At 54.4% G+C, this 22,175-nt stretch carries 21 protein-coding genes and 1 riboswitch; of the genes, 10 read left to right on the top strand and 11 right to left on the bottom strand.

The annotated features are described in order from the left end of the window. Window positions 1-66: 66 nt before the first annotated feature. The 11 genes from E0L13_RS10350 to dnaA all read right to left on the bottom strand — a co-directional run bounded on the left by E0L13_RS10350 (window position 67) and on the right by dnaA (window position 12,510). Entirely contained in the window at window positions 67-1,434 is a 1,368-nt protein-coding gene (locus tag E0L13_RS10350; protein ID WP_154876888.1) for a hemolysin family protein, read from the bottom strand. 206 nt (window positions 1,435-1,640) lie between these two features. After that, the gene (locus tag E0L13_RS10345) at window positions 1,641-2,645 is read right to left on the bottom strand and encodes an NAD(P)-dependent oxidoreductase (RefSeq protein WP_168062208.1); all 1,005 of its coding nucleotides are present in this window, start codon (window positions 2,643-2,645) and stop codon (window positions 1,641-1,643) included. A gap of 649 nt (window positions 2,646-3,294) precedes the next feature. Next, window positions 3,295-4,053, bottom strand: a complete 759-nt coding sequence (locus E0L13_RS10340) for a hypothetical protein (protein ID WP_168062207.1) — start codon at window positions 4,051-4,053, stop codon at window positions 3,295-3,297. A 30-nt stretch (window positions 4,054-4,083) separates the two neighbouring features. Next, window positions 4,084-5,244 (bottom strand): aminotransferase class I/II-fold pyridoxal phosphate-dependent enzyme, encoded by a 1,161-nt coding sequence (locus E0L13_RS10335; protein ID WP_168062205.1) that lies wholly within the window; start codon window positions 5,242-5,244, stop codon window positions 4,084-4,086. Between the two features lie 12 nt (window positions 5,245-5,256). Continuing rightward, window positions 5,257-7,176 (bottom strand): DNA topoisomerase (ATP-hydrolyzing) subunit B, encoded by a 1,920-nt coding sequence (gyrB, locus tag E0L13_RS10330; protein ID WP_168062203.1) that lies wholly within the window; start codon window positions 7,174-7,176, stop codon window positions 5,257-5,259. 69 nt (window positions 7,177-7,245) lie between these two features. After that, window positions 7,246-7,485 (bottom strand): DUF370 domain-containing protein, encoded by a 240-nt coding sequence (locus tag E0L13_RS10325; RefSeq protein WP_232818813.1) that lies wholly within the window; start codon window positions 7,483-7,485, stop codon window positions 7,246-7,248. Next, window positions 7,478-8,386 carry a DUF721 domain-containing protein gene (locus tag E0L13_RS10320; RefSeq protein ID WP_168062201.1) on the bottom strand — a complete coding sequence of 303 codons (909 nt, stop codon included), beginning with the start codon at window positions 8,384-8,386 and terminating at the stop codon, window positions 7,478-7,480. The genes E0L13_RS10325 and E0L13_RS10320 overlap by 8 nt, the downstream gene beginning before the upstream one ends. Continuing rightward, the gene (gene recF / locus E0L13_RS10315; protein WP_168062199.1) at window positions 8,367-9,476 is read right to left on the bottom strand and encodes a DNA replication/repair protein RecF; all 1,110 of its coding nucleotides are present in this window, start codon (window positions 9,474-9,476) and stop codon (window positions 8,367-8,369) included. Before recF ends, E0L13_RS10320 begins: the two co-directional genes overlap by 20 nt. Window positions 9,477-9,478: 2 nt before the next feature. Next, window positions 9,479-9,694 (bottom strand): RNA-binding S4 domain-containing protein, encoded by a 216-nt coding sequence (locus tag E0L13_RS10310; protein WP_168062197.1) that lies wholly within the window; start codon window positions 9,692-9,694, stop codon window positions 9,479-9,481. Next, on the bottom strand, window positions 9,694-10,809 hold the full coding sequence (gene dnaN, locus E0L13_RS10305) for a DNA polymerase III subunit beta (RefSeq protein ID WP_087477763.1): 1,116 nt from the start codon (window positions 10,807-10,809) through the stop codon (window positions 9,694-9,696). Before dnaN ends, E0L13_RS10310 begins: the two co-directional genes overlap by 1 nt. 225 nt (window positions 10,810-11,034) lie before the next feature. Then, window positions 11,035-12,510 carry a chromosomal replication initiator protein DnaA gene (gene dnaA / locus E0L13_RS10300; protein WP_317239260.1) on the bottom strand — a complete coding sequence of 492 codons (1,476 nt, stop codon included), beginning with the start codon at window positions 12,508-12,510 and terminating at the stop codon, window positions 11,035-11,037. A 707-nt stretch (window positions 12,511-13,217) separates the two neighbouring features. Here dnaA and rpmH point away from each other — a divergent pair. The 10 genes from rpmH (at window position 13,218) to E0L13_RS10250 (ending at window position 22,147) form a co-directional block, all read left to right on the top strand. Then, complete coding sequence (gene rpmH, locus E0L13_RS10295) at window positions 13,218-13,352, top strand: 50S ribosomal protein L34 (protein ID WP_087477762.1); 135 nt, start codon at window positions 13,218-13,220, stop codon at window positions 13,350-13,352. Between the two features lie 73 nt (window positions 13,353-13,425). Further along, window positions 13,426-13,788: a ribonuclease P protein component gene (gene rnpA / locus E0L13_RS10290; RefSeq protein WP_087477761.1), complete on the top strand. Its 363-nt coding sequence runs from the start codon at window positions 13,426-13,428 to the stop codon at window positions 13,786-13,788. Beyond that, window positions 13,785-13,994: a membrane protein insertion efficiency factor YidD gene (yidD, locus tag E0L13_RS10285; RefSeq protein WP_087477760.1), complete on the top strand. Its 210-nt coding sequence runs from the start codon at window positions 13,785-13,787 to the stop codon at window positions 13,992-13,994. Before rnpA ends, yidD begins: the two co-directional genes overlap by 4 nt. Before the next feature lie 84 nt (window positions 13,995-14,078). Continuing rightward, window positions 14,079-14,741, top strand: a complete 663-nt coding sequence (locus E0L13_RS10280; protein ID WP_095628991.1) for a YidC/Oxa1 family membrane protein insertase — start codon at window positions 14,079-14,081, stop codon at window positions 14,739-14,741. Then, on the top strand, window positions 14,738-15,535 hold the full coding sequence (gene jag / locus E0L13_RS10275) for an RNA-binding cell elongation regulator Jag/EloR (RefSeq protein WP_154877060.1): 798 nt from the start codon (window positions 14,738-14,740) through the stop codon (window positions 15,533-15,535). The genes E0L13_RS10280 and jag overlap by 4 nt, the downstream gene beginning before the upstream one ends. Window positions 15,536-15,640: 105 nt before the next feature. Further along, window positions 15,641-17,020, top strand: a complete 1,380-nt coding sequence (gene mnmE, locus E0L13_RS10270; RefSeq protein ID WP_168062195.1) for a tRNA uridine-5-carboxymethylaminomethyl(34) synthesis GTPase MnmE — start codon at window positions 15,641-15,643, stop codon at window positions 17,018-17,020. 15 nt (window positions 17,021-17,035) lie between these two features. After that, on the top strand, window positions 17,036-18,916 hold the full coding sequence (gene mnmG, locus E0L13_RS10265; protein WP_168062193.1) for a tRNA uridine-5-carboxymethylaminomethyl(34) synthesis enzyme MnmG: 1,881 nt from the start codon (window positions 17,036-17,038) through the stop codon (window positions 18,914-18,916). Beyond that, window positions 18,909-19,619, top strand: coding sequence for a 16S rRNA (guanine(527)-N(7))-methyltransferase RsmG (gene rsmG / locus E0L13_RS10260; protein ID WP_168062191.1), 711 nt, complete (start codon window positions 18,909-18,911; stop codon window positions 19,617-19,619). Before mnmG ends, rsmG begins: the two co-directional genes overlap by 8 nt. Window positions 19,620-19,655: 36 nt before the next feature. Further along, window positions 19,656-20,672 carry a D-alanyl-D-alanine carboxypeptidase family protein gene (locus tag E0L13_RS10255; RefSeq protein WP_168062189.1) on the top strand — a complete coding sequence of 339 codons (1,017 nt, stop codon included), beginning with the start codon at window positions 19,656-19,658 and terminating at the stop codon, window positions 20,670-20,672. Window positions 20,673-20,723: 51 nt separating this feature from the next. Then, a riboswitch (ZMP/ZTP riboswitch) is annotated at window positions 20,724-20,808 on the top strand. A 70-nt stretch (window positions 20,809-20,878) separates the two neighbouring features. Next, a complete protein-coding gene (locus tag E0L13_RS10250) occupies window positions 20,879-22,147 on the top strand; it encodes an OFA family MFS transporter (RefSeq protein ID WP_168062187.1) in 1,269 nt (422 codons plus the stop codon). The last annotated feature ends 28 nt before the right edge of the window (window positions 22,148-22,175 follow it).

Here is a 22,175-nt window from a genome sequence, read left to right as displayed (position 1 = left end):
ATAGCATACGAGACGACAAGAGAGGCAGGAGATCGATTCTCCTGCCTCTCGTTTTATATGCGTATGCTATTCTTCCGTATCTTCTTCTTTTTCTTCCGGTTCCTGCCGCGTGACGAGGATTTTATCGACGCGGAGGTTGTCCATATCCATGACTTCAAAGGTAAATTCGTTCCAGACGTACGTATCCGTTTCCTTAGGAATGCGGCCTACGCCGTAGGTGACGAAGCCGGCCAGGGTCTTGTACAGGTCGTCTTCTTCGCCGGGCAGGTCATCTTCCAGATCGAAGAAATCCTTGAATTCTTCGATAGTCAGCAGGCCCTCCATGAGCCATTCGTTGGGGCCGCGCTGGACGATGCGGTTGTCGTTTTCCTTCTTTTCCTTTTCGCCTGACGGCATGCTGCCTACGAGCTCTTCCAGGATGTCGTGAAGGGTCAGCAGGCCGCTGAAATTGCCGTATTCGTCGAGGACAGCCGCTTCGTGGACGCTGTGCTCGCGGAAGACCGGCACGACCTTCATGATATCCATCGATTCGGGCACGAAGACGGGCTTCTGGACGCTCGATTCGACGAGGGATTTCATGGTCACGGTTTTCCCCGAATGGACGGCGTCGTAATATTTTTGGAAGACCATGTTGACCGAAACCATGCCGAGAAATTCGTCGAGAGAGCCCCTGCCGACGGGCAGGTGAATATGATTGAAGGCGATCATTTCATTCATAATCGTCTCGTCGGGATCTTCTACGTCAATCCAGTCAACCTGGGTGCGGTTGGTCATAATATCGCTGACGTTCATATCGGCCAGGCGGAACACCCGGTCTACCAGCTCGGGCTCTTCCTTTTCGAAGGCGCCCAGCTCCGCGCCCTGCTCCAGAAGGATTTTGATTTCCTCTTCCGTTACGGGCTGCACCTCCGGCTTGCCCATGCCGATGACCTTCGTCACCAAGGCCGTCGAAGCCGACAGAAACCAAATGAGGGGCGTACTGACCGTACAGAAATACAGCATCGGCCGGGCCAGAAAGCAGGCAATGGCTTCAGGTTTGTTGATGGCGATGCGCTTCGGCACGATTTCCCCTAAAATGATGGTCAAATAGGTAATGACGGCGACGATAGTCGTCAGGCTGACGCTGTAGGCATAGGGCTCCAGGCCGGGGATCATGGCCACGTACTGCGACATGGGGCCGGCCATTTCCGTACCGCCGTATACGCCCGTCAGCAGGCCCATCAGGGTGATGCCGAACTGTACGGCCGAAAACATCTTATTCGGGTTTTCCCGCAGCTTCAGGACGATTTTCGCCGACTTGCTGCCCTCTTCGGCCATGGCCTCCAGCCGCGGCTGATGGCAGCTGACGATGGACATTTCCAGCAGCGAAAATACGCCGTTGCCAAAAATCAGCAATAATATGACGATGCACTCTTTCCCTAGGGAAACTTCCAAAACAAATCACGTCTCCTTTAATACGCAAAAAATAATTTTTTAGTTTATATTATATCGTGTTTTTCCCATTCCTACAAGCGCAGCACAGCATGGGACACAAGGAAGGCCTCATGCCGAAATATTCCGCTGAAATGCTGCCGAATAACGGCCCGATACCTTGACCGGCCGTCATCGTGACTTGCAAAGTACGCAGACATAGGCCGACTTTATTCACGTATCAATTCGTTGTCGCACGATCCGGTCCGGGCATACTGGCGCAGATTCTGAATCGTCGTTTCGCACAAATTATAATCGGCCTGATCCGTATAGAAAGCCGTATGAGCCGTAAATATGACGTTTTCGTAAGACAGCAGTTTTCTAATATCGGAAGCGACGTCTTTTTGAGCTCCCGACGATTTTCGCAGCGCTCCTTCTCCTTCGATCACATCGATTCCTAACGCCCCAATCTTACCGCTGTGAAGGCCCCGCAGCATGGCATGCGTGTCAAATAAAGGGCCTCGGGCGCTGTTAACAAGGACGACGCCGTCTTTCATAGCCTGAATGGCCTCGTCGTTTACCATATGGTAATTCTCTTTCGTGTACGCGCAATGGAAAATGATCACGTCGGCCTTAGCATATAATTCGTCCAGCGGCACATAGGATGCATACTGGCGTACGTCATGGTTCTCGTAAATATCGTAAGCCAGGATAGCTTTAGGATGAAAACCGCTCAAACACTGTATCGTCGTATATCCGATACGGCCGGCGCCGACGATGCCTACGACCATATTGCGAAGTTCCCGCCCTTGCAATCCCGTCGTAGTAAAATTGCCATGTTCTATACGCAGTATCTGCGTCCGCAGCTTGCGAAGAAGGGCCAGCACGATCATTACGGTGTGTTCCGATATGGCGTTGGGCGAATATCTCGGCACATTGGCCCCTTTGATGCCGTACCTTTTCATCGCCTCTATATTGAGATGATCGTAACCGGCACTGCATGTCACGACGTATTTGACGCCGCTCTCGGCCAGAGCCTTATAAAAGGGTTCATCTTCCTTATGATCGCTGTAATAAATAAGGCCTTCGCACTTCGCCTTCTTGACCGTTTCTATCGTATCCAACGCCGCTTCGCAAGGCAGGCCGATTAACTCTATATCGTCGCATCCAAGGCGTACATACGGCGCAAATCTGGCTGCGCCGCCTCTGACATTGCTGAAAATTCCAACTCTCATCGCATTCTCATCCTTTCTGCAAAACGGCGCATGAAAATACGATATGCCAATATATTTCATACGCCGTCGTATTCAATGATATTTGATTAAATAGCCTCCTTTTGGTTATATCACAAGAAACGCATCGTTTCAATTTATCATACGTATTTCCATTCTCTTTACCACTATATAGAAATCGTATGGAAATGTATTCAATATTGTCTTTTTGTTATACGAAATTGGGTGCATTACGCTATCCATGCTATACTGGAAGACAGCTTTGATGTTGAACACTCAGCTTTCATTACTCGTTGCGGCCCGCTGGAGGACAGCCTTGTCATACGTCGCATACAAAATCATGACGCGCCGCCAGTCCGTCGTATTGACGTCGACCCAAATGGTCTCAGACAAACGCTAATTGACAAAGGATTTTTTGAACACCTGAATCATTCGCTACTGCGCATCTCCGGAATACCTTCTCATTCCCTGATACGATCACAACAGGATACCCCCCTTTTAGAGAACTATCATCTGAAGATGCGCCAACTTGTTTTTCTTATATAGAGGAGCTGCCGCGCTTTTGCACGCGGCAGCTCCTCTTATAGTATTGAAAAAACAGAGCGGAATACAATGGGTATTCCGCTCTGTGCCTATGCATATGATATAACTCTTACCACCAGGGGCCTACACCGATTCCGATGCCGCCGCCATGATGCCAGCCGCTGCCCCATCCTACGCCGATACCAATGCCGACGGAGGGGCTCATGCCTCTGTCGCGGCCGTCGTCGGCCGTATCGATAATGGAGACGGTTTCCGTAAAGGTGCGCGTCGCCGAGCCGATCTTCAAGTCGACGACGATGTCCGTCTTGCCGGCGCTGACGGGGACGATATTCATTTTATCGGAGATTTGCGCCACGTTGGCGTTCAAGCTGGTCAGCTTGATGTCGTAGGGGAGCATGCCCGGCACGTGAACCCGGATGATGCCGTAGCTGCCCAAGGCGATTTTCTTGGGATAGACGACGATTTCCGTCTTTTTCAACAGATTTTCTGCGCTGCCGTAAATCATCACCGCGTCGCCTGTCGGGTCGAGACGCCATACGCAGCTTTCATCCTTGGCGAAGAAGTAATTTCCCTTCTGAACGTGCGTATTCGTATCGTAGGCTTTGACGTGATAAAAATAGTCGTGAGTCAGCTTCTTTTCAATTCGGAAATAATAGTCTCCCGAAAGGCCCGACGCCTCGGAAGGAAGATTTTGCAGAAGGGCTGTAATCTTATCATACGTACTGCCCTTCGTAATGTAATAGTCGTCCAATGTTTCCATACGGACCGACGGGTCGATCTGTACGGCTGCCCATGCCGGCGCGGCGGCAAAGGCGGAGAAGCTGCCTAAGCAGCACAATACGCTGAGTACTAACGCAGGCCATTTCATACAAAATCCCTCCTTTAACGAAGCATAGAATTACCGTTTCATGCAATGAATACCTTCCAGACGGTTCAGCGCTTCATAGAGCGTTTCGTCCTTGACGGCAAATTGAAGGCGGACAAGGTTGTGTACGTCTTCGTGGAAAAAGGTCGAGCCGGGCACGAGGGCTACGCCCAGTTTCCGGATCAAGTCCTCGCAGAAGGCCGTATCGTCGTCGTAGCCGTATTCCGAAATATCCATCAGCATGTAAAAGGCCCCCTGAGGCACGTTGTGGGGAATGCCGATGGCGTCGAGGCCCTTCATGACGATGTCGCGCTTCTTCGTATATACTTCCCGCAGCCCTTCGTAATAGGACCGGTCGAAGCCGAGGCTGGTCACAGCCGCTTCCTGGAGCGGGCTCGGCGCGCTGATGGTCATGAACATGTGGAGCTGCCGCAGCGCCGCGGCCAGATGAGGCGGCGCGAAGATGTAGCCGACGCGCCATCCCGTAATCGAATAGGTCTTCGACAAGGAACCGCAAGATATGGTCCGTTCGTACATGCCTGGCAAATTGGAAAAGTACGTATATTCCGTCGGCTTATACACGATGTGCTCGTATACTTCATCGACGATGGCAAAGGCATCGTATTTCTGCACCAAGCCGGCGATGATTTCCAGCTCGGCCTTGGAAAATACCTTGCCGCAGGGATTGGACGGATTGCAGAGGATGATCGCCTTCGGATGCTGCCGGAAGGCGTCTTCCAGCACGTCGGCGTCGAAGGTAAAGTCCGGCTGCCGGAGAGGCACGTAAATGGGCTCGCCGCCGGCCAGCAGCACGTCCGTGCCGTAGGCTTCATAGAAGGGCGAAAATACGACGACCTTATCTCCCGGGTCGACGAGGGCCATCATCGTCGTCATCAGGGCCTCCGTACCGCCGCAGGTGACGACGACTTCCTGTTCCGAGTCCAGCGTCTGGCCAGAAAAGGTCCTGCGGTAGTTCGCCAGGGCCTGCCGCAGGTTCTGGGCGCCACTGTCTATACTGTATTGGTGCGGCCCCTGGGCGGCTATATCCTTCAGGCGGTTCCGCAGGGCTTCCGGCGGGGGAAAATCGGGAAAGCCTTCCGATAAGTTAATCGCCTCGTACCTTTCGGCCATGTGGGAAATTCTGGCAATGGCCGATTCGGAAAACAAGGAAATTCGTTTCGATATATTCGGCATAGACACATCCTCCTATAAGTCCAGATTCCGCACCTTCTTGGCGTTTTCCTGAATGAATTGACGGCGCGGTTCGACCTTGTCGCCCATGAGGACCGAGAAAATGCGGTCCGCTTCTACGGCGTCTTCGAGGTGGACCTGGAGCATCGTGCGGTTCTGGGGATCCATCGTCGTTTCCCAGAGCTGCTCCGGATTCATTTCGCCGAGGCCCTTATAGCGCTGAACGACGACGCTGCTGTCGCGGCCCAGCTCGTCGAGCTTGGCGTTCATCGCTTCGTCCGTGTAGTAATACCAGACCTGTTTGCCCTTGCGCACCTGATACAGGGGCGGCTGGGCGATGTATATATGGCCTTCCGTAATGAGAGGCTTCATAAAGCGGTAGAAGAACGTCAGCAGGAGCGTGCGGATATGGGCTCCGTCGACGTCGGCATCGGTCATGATGATGATCTTATCGTAGCGCCGCTTGCTGATGTCGAATTCTTCGCCGATGCCCGTGCCGAAGGCCGTAATCATGGAGCGGATTTCTTCGTTGGCCAGGATCTTGTCCAGACGGGCCTTTTCGACGTTGATGATCTTGCCGCGGAGCGGTAAGATGGCCTGGAATTTCCGGTCCCGGCCCTGTTTGGCCGAGCCGCCGGCCGAATCGCCTTCGACCAGGTAGATTTCCGTCATGGCGGCGTTCTTTTCCGAGCAGTCGGCCAGTTTGCCCGGCAAGCTGCTGATTTCCAGGGCGTTTTTACGGCGCGTCAGGTCGCGGGCGTGGCGGGCGGCCTGGCGGGCTCTGGCTGCGGAAATCGCCTTATTGACAATGGACTTGGCTTCGCCGGGATGTTCTTCGAAAAATTCCTTCAATCCGTCGGACACGATGTTGTCGACGATCCCCTTGACTTCGCTGTTGCCCAGCTTCGTCTTCGTCTGCCCTTCGAACTGCGGTTCCCGTACCTTGACGCTGACGATAGCCGTCAGGCCTTCGCGCACGTCTTCACCGGACAGGTTTTCCTCCTTGTCCTTCAGCAGTCCCGCCGTACGGCCGTAGTCGTTGATCGTACGGGTCAGGCCAGAACGGAAGCCGCTCAGGTGGGTGCCCCCTTCTTCCGTAAAGATGTCGTTGACGAAGGTCAGGATATTTTCGCTGTAGCCGTCGTTGTACTGCATGGCGATGTCCACGAGGACCTTGTTCTTTTCGCCTTCCAGCGTAATGACCGTCGGGTTGACGGCTTCCTTGTTTTCGTTCAGAAATTCCACGAAGGACGTGAGGCCCCCTTCGTAGCAGTAGACTTCGCTGCGCCCTTCGCCGCGCTTATCCGTCAGGGTAATGTGCAGGCCCTTGTTCAGGAAAGCCAGCTCGCGGAGGCGCGTCTTCAGCGTGTCAAAGTCGTAGGTCGTATCGGGGAAAATGTCCCCGTCGGGCTTAAAACTTACCTTAGTGCCCGTTTCTTCGCCCCGTTCCATGGGACGAACTTTTTTGAGCGGTTCCGCCGTCAGGCCCCGGGCGAAGGAGATGTTCCACAAATACCCGTCGCGCTTGACTTCGACCTTCGTCCACAGGCTCAGGGCGTTGACGACGGATATGCCGACGCCGTGCAGGCCGCCGGAAATGGGATAGCCGTCGCCGCCGAATTTGCCGCCGGCGTGAAGCACCGTCAGTACGACTTCGACGGCAGGCTTGCCGATCTTATGCATGGCTACGGGAATGCCGCGGCCGTTGTCGACGACGGTAATGCTGTTGTCAGCTTCAATCGTCACTTCAATGTGCGTGCAGTATCCTGCCAGCGCTTCGTCGATACTGTTGTCGACGACTTCATATACTAAATGATGGAGACCGCGCAGAGACGTGCTCCCTATATACATACCAGGACGCTTGCGAACGGCTTCCAGGCCTTCCAGGACCTGAATCTGTTCTGCGCCATAATTTACTTTTTTATCTTGCGGCATGCAGCAATTCCTCCTATTCAAACATACTTAACATCTTATTATACAGCAAATCCCCCTGGGATAGCTAGTTTACAATCGCTGCACGGGCCCTTTTGACGAAAACAGTCGTTTATACCGCCCGATAATCGTTTCCAGCGTAATGGGCGAAGCGTAAATGCATTCCTCCGTTACGATGTAGCAGCGAATCTGCCCTTCGTCCATGCCGTCGAGCAGCACGAGGGGGCGGTAATACTGCCGCAGCGGGTTCGACTTGTTCATTTTTCGCGGATGGGCCTTGAACATCGCGACAATGCGGCGTATGTCAATCATTTTCTGTCCGCCTATGTGAAGATACATCGCCTTTTCTCCTGTATTTTTCCGTTAAATTGCGAATAAACGCGTCGGTCATCTCTGTCGGATTCCGCCGCGTAATCAGCAGGGCCAGCATCATATCGTCTTCCGGCGTATCGCAGCCGTGGTAAATGCGCTCCATGTATTTATAAATGCACTCGCGCCGCACCTCGTTGTACAATTCCTCGTACAGCCGTCCCTCGTCTCCGATCATGCCGTAGGCCTTTAATTCGTCCAGCGTCAGCCAGGGCATGGCCATGACCGTGGCATAGACGGCTTTTTTCTTTTCCTGACGGGCCCGGAGCCGGCAGATAAAGCACAGCTCCTCTCCCTTTTCCAGCCACCGCCCGCACGACGGGCACTGCCGGACGCCTGCCGCCCGGTACGCCGTCTGCCGTTTCGCCTGGGCGAAGCGCAGCTGGGCCATTTTTTCCTGGATGGCCTCGGGAAGGGCTGCCGTCTCCTGCCGGATGCGCTGCACCGTTTCTTCCGAAAGCCGCGCGTTCCCCGCGCTGACAAAGAAACCTTCCTCTTCTTCGCCGGCAGTATTGGCGTACGTGACAACGGCAGGCTTTCGGCCGCTCCGCACGAAACGGATGTCCGTGACGAAGGGTTCCTTGATGTACTCATTGATAGCGTCGACGATTTTTTTCTTATACATGAACAGCTGGTTCATCCATACGGAATTCAGTACAGCGACCTGCACGACGGACTCGTCGAAGCCCTGAATATAGGAATATTTGGCAATTTGAGGGCCGACGATGGTCTTCCAGTCCAGCTTCGCCTGATACAGCTTATAGGGGACGAGAAGGCGGTTCCGTTCCAATATTTTAGGAATGGAAAGGCCGGCCTTCTCCATCTTATGATTCCGTTCCTCCATGGGATATTACCTTTCCCTGCGCAATGCAGATATGACAGCAGCCGGCCATGGATTCAAAAATCAGCGGCTCCGTCGTCGTAATAAAGGTCTGTATCCGGCCGCGCACAAAATCCAGCAGGGCCTGCCGTCGTCCGGCGTCGAGCTCGCTCATCACGTCGTCCAGCAGCAGGACGGGATACTCGCCCGTCTCGGATTTCATATATTCCAGTTCCGACAGCTTTAGAGCTAGTACGGCTGTCCGCTGCTGCCCCTGGGAGCCGTATTTTTTTAAATCGGCTCCGCCTACGGCCAGGGACAGGTCGTCCCGATGAGGTCCTATCGACGTGGACATGCGGTATATGTCGTCCTGCCGATGCTCCTGCAGCAGGTCGTAATAGGTCTGGGCGTCGGTAATACCGCCTGCCCCGTCGCTATAAGGCTGCACGTAGTCCATCGTCAGCAGCTCCGAGCCTCCCGTCAGGCGGCGGTGAATCACGCCGGCCAGAAAGCTCATCTTCCGCAGGGCGTCGAGGCGCCGCCGCACGATTGCCGCGGCAAAGGAAGCGATCTGCCGGTCCCATTCCTCCAGCGACGCCCGGCCTTCGTATTTCATCTGCTTCAGCAGCAGGTTCCGCTGCGATACGGCCCGGTTGTACTGCAGCAGCAGGCGGTAATAGGCCGGATTGACCTGGGATATTTCCATATCCATAAACCGCCGCCGCAGGGACGGGCTGCCCTTGATCAGCTGCAAATCTTCCGGTGAAAACAAGACCTCGTTCAGCGTCCCGACCAGTTCCTTCTGAGAGACCTTCGTCTCGTTCACCCATAATTCCTTTTTGCTCGTCTTCGATAAGATGACCTTGATCTGCTGGGCGACGCCGCTGCGGACAAAATCCAGGATGACGCTGCCTTCGCCGCAGTCCCACTGGATCAAGTCCGTATCGGCTATCCCCTTATAGGATTTTCCTATACCTCCCAGGTACAGGGCTTCCAGCAAATTCGTCTTACCTTGTCCATTCTGACCATACAATAAAATGATCGACTTAGGAAAGGTTATCGTTTCCTGTGTATAGTTTCTGAATTGATGAAGCCGTACAGACTGTATATTCATACTTATGCACCAACGATTTCATACGTCCCGATGCCCTTGATTTCTACGATGTCGCCGGCATGAAGCTTTTTCCGCTTTGCCGAGCATAGTTCGCCGTTGACAAAAATCCGCTGTTCGTCCAGCAAAAAGCGGATTTCGCCGCCGCTCTGCAAGATGCTGGCCCACTTTAAAAACTGGTCCAGCTGTATCATTTCCGTTTCAATTTTTACCTTTTCCATTATTTTGTCCTCATCGGCGTCACGACGAATACGCTCGCTTCGTTCCCTTTATCCTGTACCAGCATGGGGCTGTTTTGCCGCGTATTTAACACGACTTCGTCGTCGTGGCAGTGTTTTAAAATATCTAAAATAAACTTGCCGTTAAAGGAAATTTCCAACGGCTCCCCGGTCATTTGGCAGGCAACGTAGTCTTCGATGGTGCCGTAGTCGGGGTTCTGGCTCATGAGATGGATTTCCCCGTCGCCGAATACGAAGTTGATGACGTTGTACTGAGCGTCCTTGGCGACGATGGAGGCCCGTTCGACGGCTCCCGTAAATTCGCTGCGGCCGACGGTGATGCTGCACTGGAAGTCCGTCGGGATGACGCGGCGGTAGTTGGGGAATTCCCCTTCAATCAGGCGGGTGCGGATGTAGACGTTGCCGAACTTAATGGCTAAATAGCTGCGGACCGCTGTAATTTCCACCGCTTCAGGAATGTCCGTCGGCAGCTGGCGGGAAATTTCCGTGAGCAGCCGGCTGGGAATGACGGCCTGGAGGGGATTTTCAATCGGACTATCCAGGGGCGCCGTCTTCAGCGCCAGCCTGTGGGTGTCCGTAGCGACCATGGAAATCGTATCGCCCTGAACGTCCAGATAGGTACCCATAAAGATGGGCCGGGCTACGTCCGTCGCGCAGGCGTAAGACGTATTGTCGATGAGATCCTTTAATACGACGCTGGTCGTCGTAAAGTGGGAATAGCCGTTTTCCAGGATTTCCACTTCGTTGAAGTCGTTGGGATTCATGGTCAGGCATTCAAATTTCAGCTTGCCGCCTTTGATGATCATCTGGGTGTCGGCGTCTTTTTTGGTAATTTCGATTTCGTCGCTGGGAAGCTTGCGCGTCAGCTCCATTAAGTACGGGTTGGCAACGAAGGCTTCGCCTTTTTCTTCGATGATGCCGGGAACAATGGTTTTGATTCCCATATCGTAGTCGTTGGCCTGAAATTCGATTACGTCGTTCATGGCCTTGATAAGCAGGCCGTTTTCTGAGGTCAGGTTGTTGTTTTTATTCTGGGCGACCTTTTGGACGGTCTGAAGGCCTTTGTTTAAATCTTCCTTTTTTAAGATAAGTTTCATGGGTGTATCCCCTTTTCTGCGTTTAGTTTTTTAATTGAAGTAAGTTAAAAGAGTAGAAGAAGTAGTAGTAGAGGGTGTGGATAGTGTGGAAAACTGGGGAAAACTCTGAATTTTCAGCTATGCACAGCTGTGTATAACCTGTGTATAATTCATGCCTGCCTATCCACAAATTCACTTTTCTTCCGCAAATTTTCGCTGTCCACAAACTATCTACAGACTATGCACTTACTTGTCCACGTCTAAAATCTTCTCTTTCAGCCGCTCGATCATTTCCTTGAAGGTGTCGCTGTCGTTCATCATCTTGGTAATTTTTTCGCAGGCGTGCATGACCGTCGTATGATCGCGGCCGCTGAAGGCCGTGCCGATGTGAGGGTACGTATTCCCTGTCAGCTCGCGGCATAAGTACATAGCTACCTGCCGGGCCAAAGCGATATTTTTCGTCCGCTTCTTGCCCATGAGCTCGTTGTAGTTTACGCTGTAAAACCGGCAGACCGAACTGGTGATTTCGTCGATGGTGATGTACTTCTTTTCTTCCTTTTCCGCAACCAGGTATTTCAGGGCCCGCTGCGTCAGCGACAAGGTCACGTCGTTTTTTTCAATGGAAGCCATAGACAGGACGTTGTTGTACGCGCCGTACAGGTCGCGGATATTGTCGCTGACGTTGGCGGCGATGTAGTTGATGGCGTCCTTGTCGATGTTGATTTTTTCCTTTTGGGCCCAGGTCCGCAGAATCGCCGTCCGCGTTTCCAGATCCGGCGGCTCGATGCCCGTCACCGTGCCGCTCTGGAAGCGCGAGCGCAGGCGGTCTTCCAGGCTTTTAATATCCAGGGGCGGCCGGTCGCTGGTAAATACCATCTGCTTTTGACCCTGATAGAGCTTGTTGAAGGTGTGGAAAAACTCTTCCTTCGAGCTGTCCTTGTCGCCCTGTCCTAAGAACTGGATATCGTCGACGAGGAGGACGTCGATGTTGCGGTACTGCTGGCGGAAGTTTTCCGTGTTTTTATCCTGTATGGCCTGGATGAAATCGTTGACGAAGTCTTCGCTCGTAATGCAGCGCAGGCGCATGTGGGGGAAGTTTTTCAGAATCTGGTGGCCGATGGCGTGCATGAGGTGGGTCTTGCCCAGGCCGCTGCCGCCGTATATATATAAGGGATTATATTTCTTGGCCGGCGCTTCCGCCACGCTGGCGGCGATGGAATAGGCGATGCGGTTGCTGTTGCCGACGATGAAATTGTCGAAGGTATAATTGGGAATGAGGTTGTCTTCCGTCGTCGGTTCTTCCGGCGGCGGCGAGATCGATTCGTTCGCTTCCTTGACCATGACGGCCTTCGGCTCGGGCTCCGCCTTTTTCTTTGGCGGCGCTTTCGGCAAGTCTTCGTCGGAAAACAGAGTGTCCTTATATAAATCGTCCGTTTCCGCTGGCTTTGCCGGTTCCGCGGCGGGGGCGTTCATATCTTCCAACTTGACCGTCGTAGGCCTCCCCGTGACGGCTTCGGCGGCTTCGTTGAGCTGATCGGCATAATTCTTATTGACGAAATTGCATACGAATTTCTGCGCCGCCGCCAGTACGAGGACGTCGTTTTCGTAGGACGTCGGGATGAGGGACGAGACGAACCACGTTTCGTAAATCGGTTTTGGCAGAACCTTTTTCAGCTGTTCCAGCATTCCCGCCCATAATGTAGCTAGATCCATTGATTCCATAATAGCAAAGTCCTTCCCGCATAATATTGTGGATATGTGCGTTGCAGCACAATGTGGATAAGTGCGCATTTAGAGGCTGAAAAAAGCGGAAACGCGATAAATATCGAATTTCCGGCCTGATTTTGATTTATCCACACATTGTGAACAACCTGTTGATAACTGAACTTTTTATCCACACATCTGATTACATTGTACAACAAAATCCTCGAAAAATACATAGAAACAGCTGAATTTGTCAAAAAATTCATAATGCCATTCTCTCTCGTCCTCTGTTCATACCGTAAACAGAATCCTTCTTCGCAAGGATAATTGGGGATATGTTTACGGCCATATTGTGGATATAGTGCATAACTCGATTTGAAAGAAGGGAGAAACGCCAGTATATACCTGGGCTTATAGGTATTTTCTACTTGTCCACATTTTGTGAACAACGTGTTGATAACTTGCCATGCTGTCCACAATGCATGTGGAAACATCTTTCCATGAGAATTTCCTCCCTCTGACAGCTTCAGTATAGCAAAGGGCGGCGACACCCTGTGCCGCCATGTACAAACGGTATACGTTCACGACGCTGTCCCTATGACAAATGCGGCATCATCGCCGCGATTCCGGAAAAAACGATTGACAGCCCTATCCTTTTTGAATATAATTATGCTGTTATGGTGTAAGTTCATCTACTGTTGATTGAGACAAAGGAGGTGCCTATCGTGAAACAGACATATCAGCCGAATACGCTGTGGAGAAAAAGAACGCACGGCTTCCGTGAAAGAATGAAAACCAAAGGCGGCCGCATGGTTTTGAAAAGACGCCGTTTGAAAGGCAGAAAGAGACTCTCCGCGTAATTATTACAAGATGAACAGAAAAGTTCCGCTAAGGAATTTTTCTGTTCTTCTGGCATTTTCGGGACAATAACGTATGTATGAGTTAAAAAAAGAAAAAAGGCTGTGCAAAAATCGGGAATATCAGGTTGTGTACCGACGGGGAAAATCCTATGTGAACCGCTTGGCCGTCTTGTACGTCTTGAAGCGGTCGCCTAAGCAGCCGGCCCGCATCGGCTTCGTAACGGGCAAGAAAATCGGCTGCGCCGTAGAGCGGAACCGCTGCCGGCGCCTGATGAAAGAGGTATACCGCCTTCATCAGTTCGAGCTGGCAAACGGCGTCGACTTGGTGCTTATCGGACGCAGCAGCCTGAAATACGCCGGATACGCCCAGGCGGAACGAAGCATCCTGCAGCTGTTCCGACAGGCCGGGATATTGCGAAAGAACGAGATGCCATGAAAAGATGTTTCATCATTCTAATACGGTTTTATCAGCTTTGTATATCACCATTAAAACCGCCGTGCTGCCGGTTTTACCCTACTTGTTCTGCTTACGCTATCGAGGCGCTGCAGAAATACGGCGCTGTGAAGGGGAGTTATTTAGCAGTCAGGCGCATTTTGAGATGCCATCCCTTTCATAAAGGCGGATATGATCCTGTGCCGTAAGTATCAGGCAGATGAAATAGAGGCTGCCTGCTGGTATTTTATCCTTGACTGGAGTTGAGAATATTGGATTTTTTTAGTGGAATAATGGATTTTCTCAGTGGCATCATGACCACGTTTATGGATTATTGCTATGCCTTTACGCAGAGCATCGGATATCCCAGCTACGGTTTGGCCATCATCATCCTGACGCTGGTAATCAAGCTGGCCCTCTCGCCTCTTACGGCCAAGCAGATTCGTTCCATGGAAGGCATGCAGACCCTGCAGCCGAAGATTAAAGAATTACAGCAGAAATATAAAGGCAATCAGAAAAAGCTTCAGGAAGAAATGGCGAAGCTGTACAAGCAGACCGGCGTCAATCCCCTGTCCGGCTGCCTGCCGATCCTGATTCAGATGCCTTTCCTCATCGCGATTTTTTACGCCCTTCGCTCCTACCCTTACGATCCGGCGTACGAAAGCTTTTTATGGCTGCCCAGCTTAGGCGCGGCCGACCCGACGTATATCATGCCGATTTTATCCGCTGCGTCTACCTACGTCATCCAGAAACAGATGTCGGGCACGCAGGTAGCGGCTTCGGAAGCGCAGGAAAAGCAGCAGAAAATCATGCGCGTCATCATGCCGCTGTTTATCGGCTGGATCAGCTTGAGCTTCCCCAGCGGCCTGGTTATTTACTGGTTCCTTTCCAACGTGTTCCAGTGGGCCCAGCAGATGATTATGTTCCGTAATAAGGGAAAGGGTGCAAAAGCATGAGAACCATTGAAGCGACAGGAAAAACGATAGAAGACGCAGTCCGTTCCGGCCTGGTCCGCCTCGGATTGATGGAAGAAGAAGTGACGATCGAAGTACTGGCCGAACCGAAAAGCGGCTTTCTTGGCTTTGGCAGCAAGCCGGCTAAGGTACGCCTGACGGAAAAGGCCAGAAAGACTGCTCCGATTTACGATATTGAAGAAGAAGAGCGGAAAGCCGCACCTCCGGCGGAACCTAAGGCGGCAGAAGCTGCGCAGGCCGAAGCCGTGACGGCGGAAGCGCCGGAAGAACCGGTCGAAGAGCCGGCTGCCGACGAAGCTGAACCGGCAGAGGAAACCTTTACGGCTGAAGAAGCGGCCGCCAAGGCCAAGGCCTTCCTGCAGGACGTGCTGCGCAACATGGGCATCGACGTGATGATCGAAAAGATGATCAAATCCGATAAAATCATCCTTCACCTGCACGGCAAGAACCTGGGCATCCTCATCGGCAAGCACGGCCAGACGCTGGACGCCCTTCAGTATTTGACGAACTTGACGACTAATCAGGGCGAAGAAACGCGCCATTTCATCATGCTGGACGTAGAAAACTACCGCCAGCGCCGAGAAGAAACGCTGAAGCAGCTGGCCGTACGGTTGGCTGGACGGGTTAAACGCAGCGGCGAAAAGGTCGTCCTCGAGCCGATGAACGGCTACGAACGCAAGATTATCCACGTCGCGCTTCAGAACGAAGCCCATGTGCGGACGGAAAGCGAAGGCCAGGACCCGTATCGCCACGTGGTTATTTATTACGAAAAATAAGCTTGAATATGACACGGCAGTGAGTCGGCAGCTATGAGCGGACGAGTCACTGGTACAATAAAAACCGGCGCCGCAGCGCCGGTTTTTTTGAAAGGAGCGTTCACTGTGTACGATACAACCGATACGATAGCCGCCATCGCCACGCCGCTGGGCGAAAGCGGCATCGGCGTCATCCGAATCAGCGGAAGCAAGGCCTACGACGTAGGCGACGCGATTTTTAAGAGCAAATCTTCCCTTCCCTTAGCGCAGCGGCGCGATCGGTCCATACAGTACGGCCTTATCGTCGACGACGACGGCAAAGCGGTGGACGAAGTCATCTTGCTCATCATGAAGGGGCCCCGCTCGTATACGGCGGAGGACGTACTGGAAATACAATGCCATGGCGGCCGCCAGTCCCTGAGCGAAATCTTAGGACTGGTCCTGCGCCACGGCGCGCGGCTGGCCAATCCCGGCGAATTTACCCAGCGGGCCTTTGTCAACGGCCGCCTCGACCTGGCTCAGGCCGAGGCCGTCATGGACGTCATTCAGGCCAAGAGCGCCCAGGGCCTGACCAGCGCCGTCAGCCAGCTTGAAGGCCGCCTGTCCCGGGTCGTCGGCGACATGCGCCTCCACCTGACCGACTTTATCACGCGGCTGGAAGTAACCGTCGATTATCCCGAAGAAGACCTGGAGGACATAGAAGTGCCCGATATTGCCGGCGCTATCCGGGAGATGGAGCGGCGTCTGGACGATATGCTGGCCGAGTCCAAAAGCGGCCGCATGATGCGGGACGGCGTCATGGCGGCCATCGCCGGCACGCCTAACGCCGGAAAGTCGAGCCTGCTCAACCGCTTTTTGGAAACGGAACGGGCCATTGTCACCGACGTGCCGGGTACGACGCGCGACGTCATCGAAGAATGGATTTCCATACAGGGCGTGCCGATCTGCCTTGTCGATACGGCCGGCATCCGCAGCACCGACGATACGGTCGAGCAAATCGGCGTGCGCCGGGCGAAGGAATACATGGATCGGGCCGATATTATCCTCGTCGTCGTCGACCAGTCCCGGCCTTTGCAGGAAGAAGACCGGCAGATTTTGGAAACGGCCAGAGGCAGGCAGGCCCTGATCGTATTGAATAAGGAAGACTTGCAGCCGGCCTTTGAAACGGAAGAACTGCAGTCCTACGGGCTGCCCATCCTTTCGATTTCCGCCAGTACGGGAGCCGGCATGGGAGCATTGAAGGACGCCATGCTGTCGCTGGCCCTGAAGCAGGGGCTGACGGCGGCCCAGAGCGCCCTGCTGGCCAATACGCGCCATATCGAGCTGGTCCGGCAAAGCCGCGAAGCCCTGCAGCGGGCCCTGGACACGATAGAAGCAGGCATGCCCGTCGACTGTGCTATCGTCGATATCCGCGAAGCCTGGGAGCTCCTGGGTTCTATTACGGGCGATACGGTCCACGACGACATCATAGAAGAAATATTCAGCAGATTTTGTTTAGGTAAGTAGAAAAAGGGTGAAATCATGTTTGTAGTCGATACATACGACGTCATCGTCGTCGGCGCAGGCCATGCAGGCTGTGAAGCGGCCCTGGCCAGCGCGCGGTTAGGCGCGCGGACCCTCGTCGCGACGCTTAATTTAGATAATATCGCCCTCATGCCCTGCAATCCCGCCGTAGGCGGCCCCGGCAAGAGCCACCTCGTACGGGAAATTGATGCGCTGGGCGGCGAAATGGGCATCAATACGGATAAGACGTGCATCCAAATGCGCATGCTCAACACGGGCAAGGGGCCGGCCGTCTATTCCCTGCGGGCCCAGTCCGATAAGAAGATGTACCAGATGACCATGACCCAGGTGCTGGAAAATCAGGAACATCTGGACGTCAAGCAGCTCATGATTACAGATATCCAGATGGAAAACGGCGCCGTTACGGGCGTCGTCACGGAAATGGGCGAAGTGTACAAGGCGAAATGCGTCATCCTGGCGACGGGGACCTATTTAAAGGGAAAAATCATTACAGGCGAATGCGTCTATTCCGGCGGCCCCATGGGACAGCGGTCTGCAGAAGACCTGTCTGATTCCCTGCTGGCAGCGGCCATCAAGCTTATGCGCTTTAAGACGGGCACGCCGGCCCGCGTCGACCGCCGCACCTTGCGGACGGAAGAAATGCAGAAGCAGGAAGGCGACGAACAGGGCCACGCCTTTTCCTTTTTGTCCGAACGGAAGAACCGCAACAAGGAATGCTGCTGGCTGACCTTTACCAATGAGGAAACGCACCGCATCATTCGGGAAAACCTCGACAGGGCGCCCATGTGCAACGGCGTCATCCAGGGCGTCGGCCCGCGCTACTGCCCGTCTATCGAATCGAAAATCGTCCGCTTTGCCGATAAGAAGCGACATCAGCTCTTCGTCGAGCCCGAAGGGGAAATGACTGAAGAAATGTACGTCCAAGGGATGAGCACTAGCCTTCCCGTCGACGTGCAGTACGCCTTCCTGCGGACGATTCCCGGCTTGGAAGACGTGCGGATCATGCGCCCCGGCTACGCCATCGAATACGACTGCCTGGACCCGACGCAGCTGACGCCGTCGCTGGAAACGAAGGCCATCAGCGGCCTCTTTTCGGCAGGCCAGTCCAACGGCACCAGCGGCTATGAGGAAGCGGCGGCCCAGGGCCTCATGGCCGGCATCAACGCGGCCCGCAAGGTACAGGGCAAGGAGCCCTTTATCCTCACCCGCTCGGAAGCCTATATCGGCGTCCTCATCGACGATTTGGTCACTAAAGGCACTAACGAGCCGTACCGCATGATGACCAGCCGCTCGGAATACCGCCTCATCTTGCGGCAGGACAACGCCGACCTGCGCCTGACCCAGAAGGGCTACGACATCGGCCTGGTCACGCAGGAACGGTACGACGCCTTTATAGAGAAGAAAGAAGCCGTCGAAGCGGGACTGGAGGCGCTGAAGGCCCTGCCCGTCACGCCGACAAAGGAAAATCAGGAAAAGCTGGCTTCTATTGGCACGGCTCCCGTCCGCACCGGCCTCAAGGCTTACGATTTGCTGCGGCGCAACGAAGTGACCTACCATACTCTGAGCCAGGTATTTCCCCTGCCGCAGCTGGCCGACGACGTATGCGAGGAAATCGAGATCATGGTCAAGTACGAGGGATATATCAACCGCCAGCTGGAACAGGTGGAAAAGATGAACCGCCTGGAAAAGAAGCTGATGCCGGAAGATATCGTATACGCCGACATCGATACCCTGTCGGGCGAAGCGCGGCAGAAGCTGGACGCCATACGGCCCCGCTCCTTAGGGCAGGCCAGCCGCATCTCCGGCGTATCGCCGGCGGATATTACGGCCCTGCTCATCGTGCTGGAACAGCGCCAGCGGGAGGAAAGCCATGTTTAGAGACGAACTCATCGCGGCGGCGAAGGACTTTGGCCTGGCCCTGACGGCAGAGCAAATCGACCGATTCTGCCTGTTTGCAGAGCGCCTGGTCGAGACGAATAAGGTCATGAACCTGACGGCCCTTACGGAGCCGGCCGACGTAGCCGTAAAGCATATGATAGACAGCCTGTCGTGCTATGACGCGGAGTGGTTTCCCGAAGGGGCCTCCGTCCTGGATCTCGGCACGGGAGCCGGCTTTCCCGGCCTGCCCCTGCTCATCTACCGGCCCGATTTGAAGGTGACCTTTTTCGATTCCCTGCAGAAGCGGCTGACGTTTTTACAGGGCGTGACGGCAGAGCTGGGCTTGCCGGCTTCCTTCCTGCACGGCCGGGCCGAGGAAATGGCCCACAAAGAGGAATACAGGGAACGCTTCGATATCGTGACCAGCCGGGCTGTAGCCCGCCTGCAGATATTGGCCGAATGGGCCCTTCCCTATACGGCTCGCCAAGGCATATTTATCTCCTTAAAAGGCGCCCAGTACGAGGAAGAGCTGGCCGAAGCCCAAAAGGCCCTGTCCATCCTCGGCGGCGCGGTGGCGGAAGTCCGCCCCGTCCATTTGCCGGGGCTGGATGACAAGCGGGCCGTCCTGTATATCAAAAAGACGAAGAAATGTCCGGCCAAATACCCGCGCAAGCCGAAAATGGCCGCTAAAAATCCGTTGTAATCATCTATAAGTTTATGCTCAAGGGAGGCATGTATCATGTCTTTAAAGAAAACAATCTTAGCTGCGCTGACTGCCTGCGTAGCCCTATCTTCCATAGCCTTCGCCGAAAATCCGGAATCGCCGGCAGTAGCGGCTCAGGCCGCCTACGTCATGGACGCCGATACGGGCGACGAGCTGTACGCCAAACAGCCTGACCTGAGAGGATATCCCGGCAGTACGACGAAGATGATGACCTGTATCGTCGCCTTGGAAAACGGACAAGGCATCATGGATAAGACGATTCGCATTACCGATAAGGCCCTGAGCGTCGAAAGCGATGCCTCTGTCCTCGGCCTGCAGCAGGGCGACCAGATTACCCTGCGCAACGCCCTGACGGGCATGATGCTCGTGTCGGGCTGCGATGCCGCCGTGGCCATTGCGGAAACGGTTGAGCCGACGGAAGATGCCTTCGTCGCAAAAATGAACGCGAAGGCGGCGGCTCTCGGTGCGACCCATACGCATTTCGTCAATCCCCACGGCCTTCCCGACGCCAATCACTATTCGACGGCCCGGGATCTGGCCAAAATTGGGGCTTACGGCATGAAGCTGCCGGCCTTCCGGGATATGGTCAAGCGCAGTACCTTTGACATGCCCTACGTCGACGGCAGCTATAAGCATTGCGTTTCGACGAACGAATTCCTGACTAGCGGGTTCCCCGGAGCAAACGGCATTAAAACCGGCACGACGAATGCCGGCGGGCCGTGCCTCGTCGTTTCGGCGACTCAGAACGGGCGGACGGTCATCGCGGCTATCATGAATTCGGAGGACCGCTACGGCGATGCCCAGGCCCTGATGAAATACGGCTTTTCCGTATTGAAGCCCCTGGAAAACGTCTACATCATCCGCAAGGCCCCGGCAGGTCAGACGCTGACCGAATTGGGCCGGCAGCAGATGGAGCAGGCCAAGGCTGCGGCGGACGCCAAGGCTAAGAGTAAAGCCGCGCAGGAAACAGCTTACGGAACGGACGCCGATACGGCCGACATGGCTGCGGCAGCTGTGAAAAAATCTGCATAATTCTTGACAGGTATGCTCTAAATCCGTATAATCATATCATAACAACGTACCTATACAGTGCAGGACTGACGGAATGAAGTGGAATAACCACGTGGACTGCACGGTGACATACACGCCGACCGTCTGGGCAAGAGTACATCTATTCTTTGTCCAGCCGGCCGGCTTTTTGTATTGCCGCGGCGGGACAAGTCAAAGGAGACGATATCATGAAGAGAAATCGCTGGCTCATTGCCCTGTCCGCCATGGGAATTCATATCTGCATCGGCAGCGTCTACGCCTGGAGCGTCTTGACCAAACCCATTATGGAATCGATGGGCTTTACGCTCCAGCAGACGACGTGGACCTTTTCGCTGGCTATCTTGTTTTTAGGTTTGTCTGCCGGATGCCTGGGAAGCTTCGTCCAAAAGGCCGGCCCCCGCAAGTCGGGCCTCGTGTCGACTTTATTTTTCATTTCGGCTATGTTCGGCACGGCGGCGGCCATGGAGTTCCGCAGCCTGCCGATGCTGTATCTGTTTTACGGCGTCATCGGCGGCATCGGCCTGGGGACGGGATATATTACGCCTGTCTCGACCCTGGTCAAATGGTTTCCCGACAACCGCGGCTTTGCCACAGGCCTGGCCATCATGGGCTTCGGCTTTGCCAGCATGATCGCCGGTCCGGCGATGCAGCTTCTCGTCGCTAATTTTGGCCTGGCGACGAACTTCCTCATCTTGGGCGCGGTGTATCTCGTCGTCATGACAGCCTCGTCCCTGTACTTAGCGCCGCCGAAGGACGACGAAATACCCCGTCCCGATACAGAGCTGGCGAAGCCATCCGGCCCGGTCTATGCCGATGCCATGCCGCAGTTTTCCCTGAAAGAGGCCATGAAGACCTGGCAGCTCTATACGATTTGGTGGCTCTTTTTCGTCAATATCACCTGCGGCATCGCCCTCCTGGCCGTCGCCTCGCCGATGGCCCAGGAAGTCGTCGGCATGTCGCCCATGGCTGCCGCGTCCATGGTCGGCCTCATCGGCTTTTTGAACGGCGCCGGCCGCATCGCCTGGGCGACCGTATCGGATTATATCGGCCGGGCTAATACGTACGTCCTCTTCTTCTTCATCGAGGCCCTGGCCTTCTTCAAGCTGTCGACGGAAACGAACGCTTTCAGCTTTCAAATCGTCGTGCTGCTCATCATTACCTGCTACGGCGGCGGTTTTTCCTGTATGCCGGCCTACCTCAGCGACCTGTTCGGCACCAAGGCCCTGAGCGCTATCCACGGCCGCATCCTTACCGCCTGGGGCGCCGCCGGCGTGGCCGGTCCCCTGCTCCTGTCGTGGATCAAGGAGACGACCAACAGCTACTCCATTACCCTGCAGGTCTTCTCGGCCCTCTTCGTCACGTCCCTGCTGGTCATGGCCGTCCTGAAATACAAGACGCGCCACGGCATTGCCGGTCAGGAAGCCTATTGGTCGGCGAGGAAAGCGTCTGTTAAATAAATAGATTACAAAAAAAGAAGCCGCGGCA

Origin of the sequence: Megasphaera sp. SW808, assembly GCF_012027795.1 — a bacterium.
Lineage (GTDB): Bacteria > Bacillota > Negativicutes > Veillonellales > Megasphaeraceae > Megasphaera > Megasphaera stantonii.
Note: the sequence above shows the minus strand (reverse complement) of the source record. Positions and strands in the feature narration are given on the sequence as shown.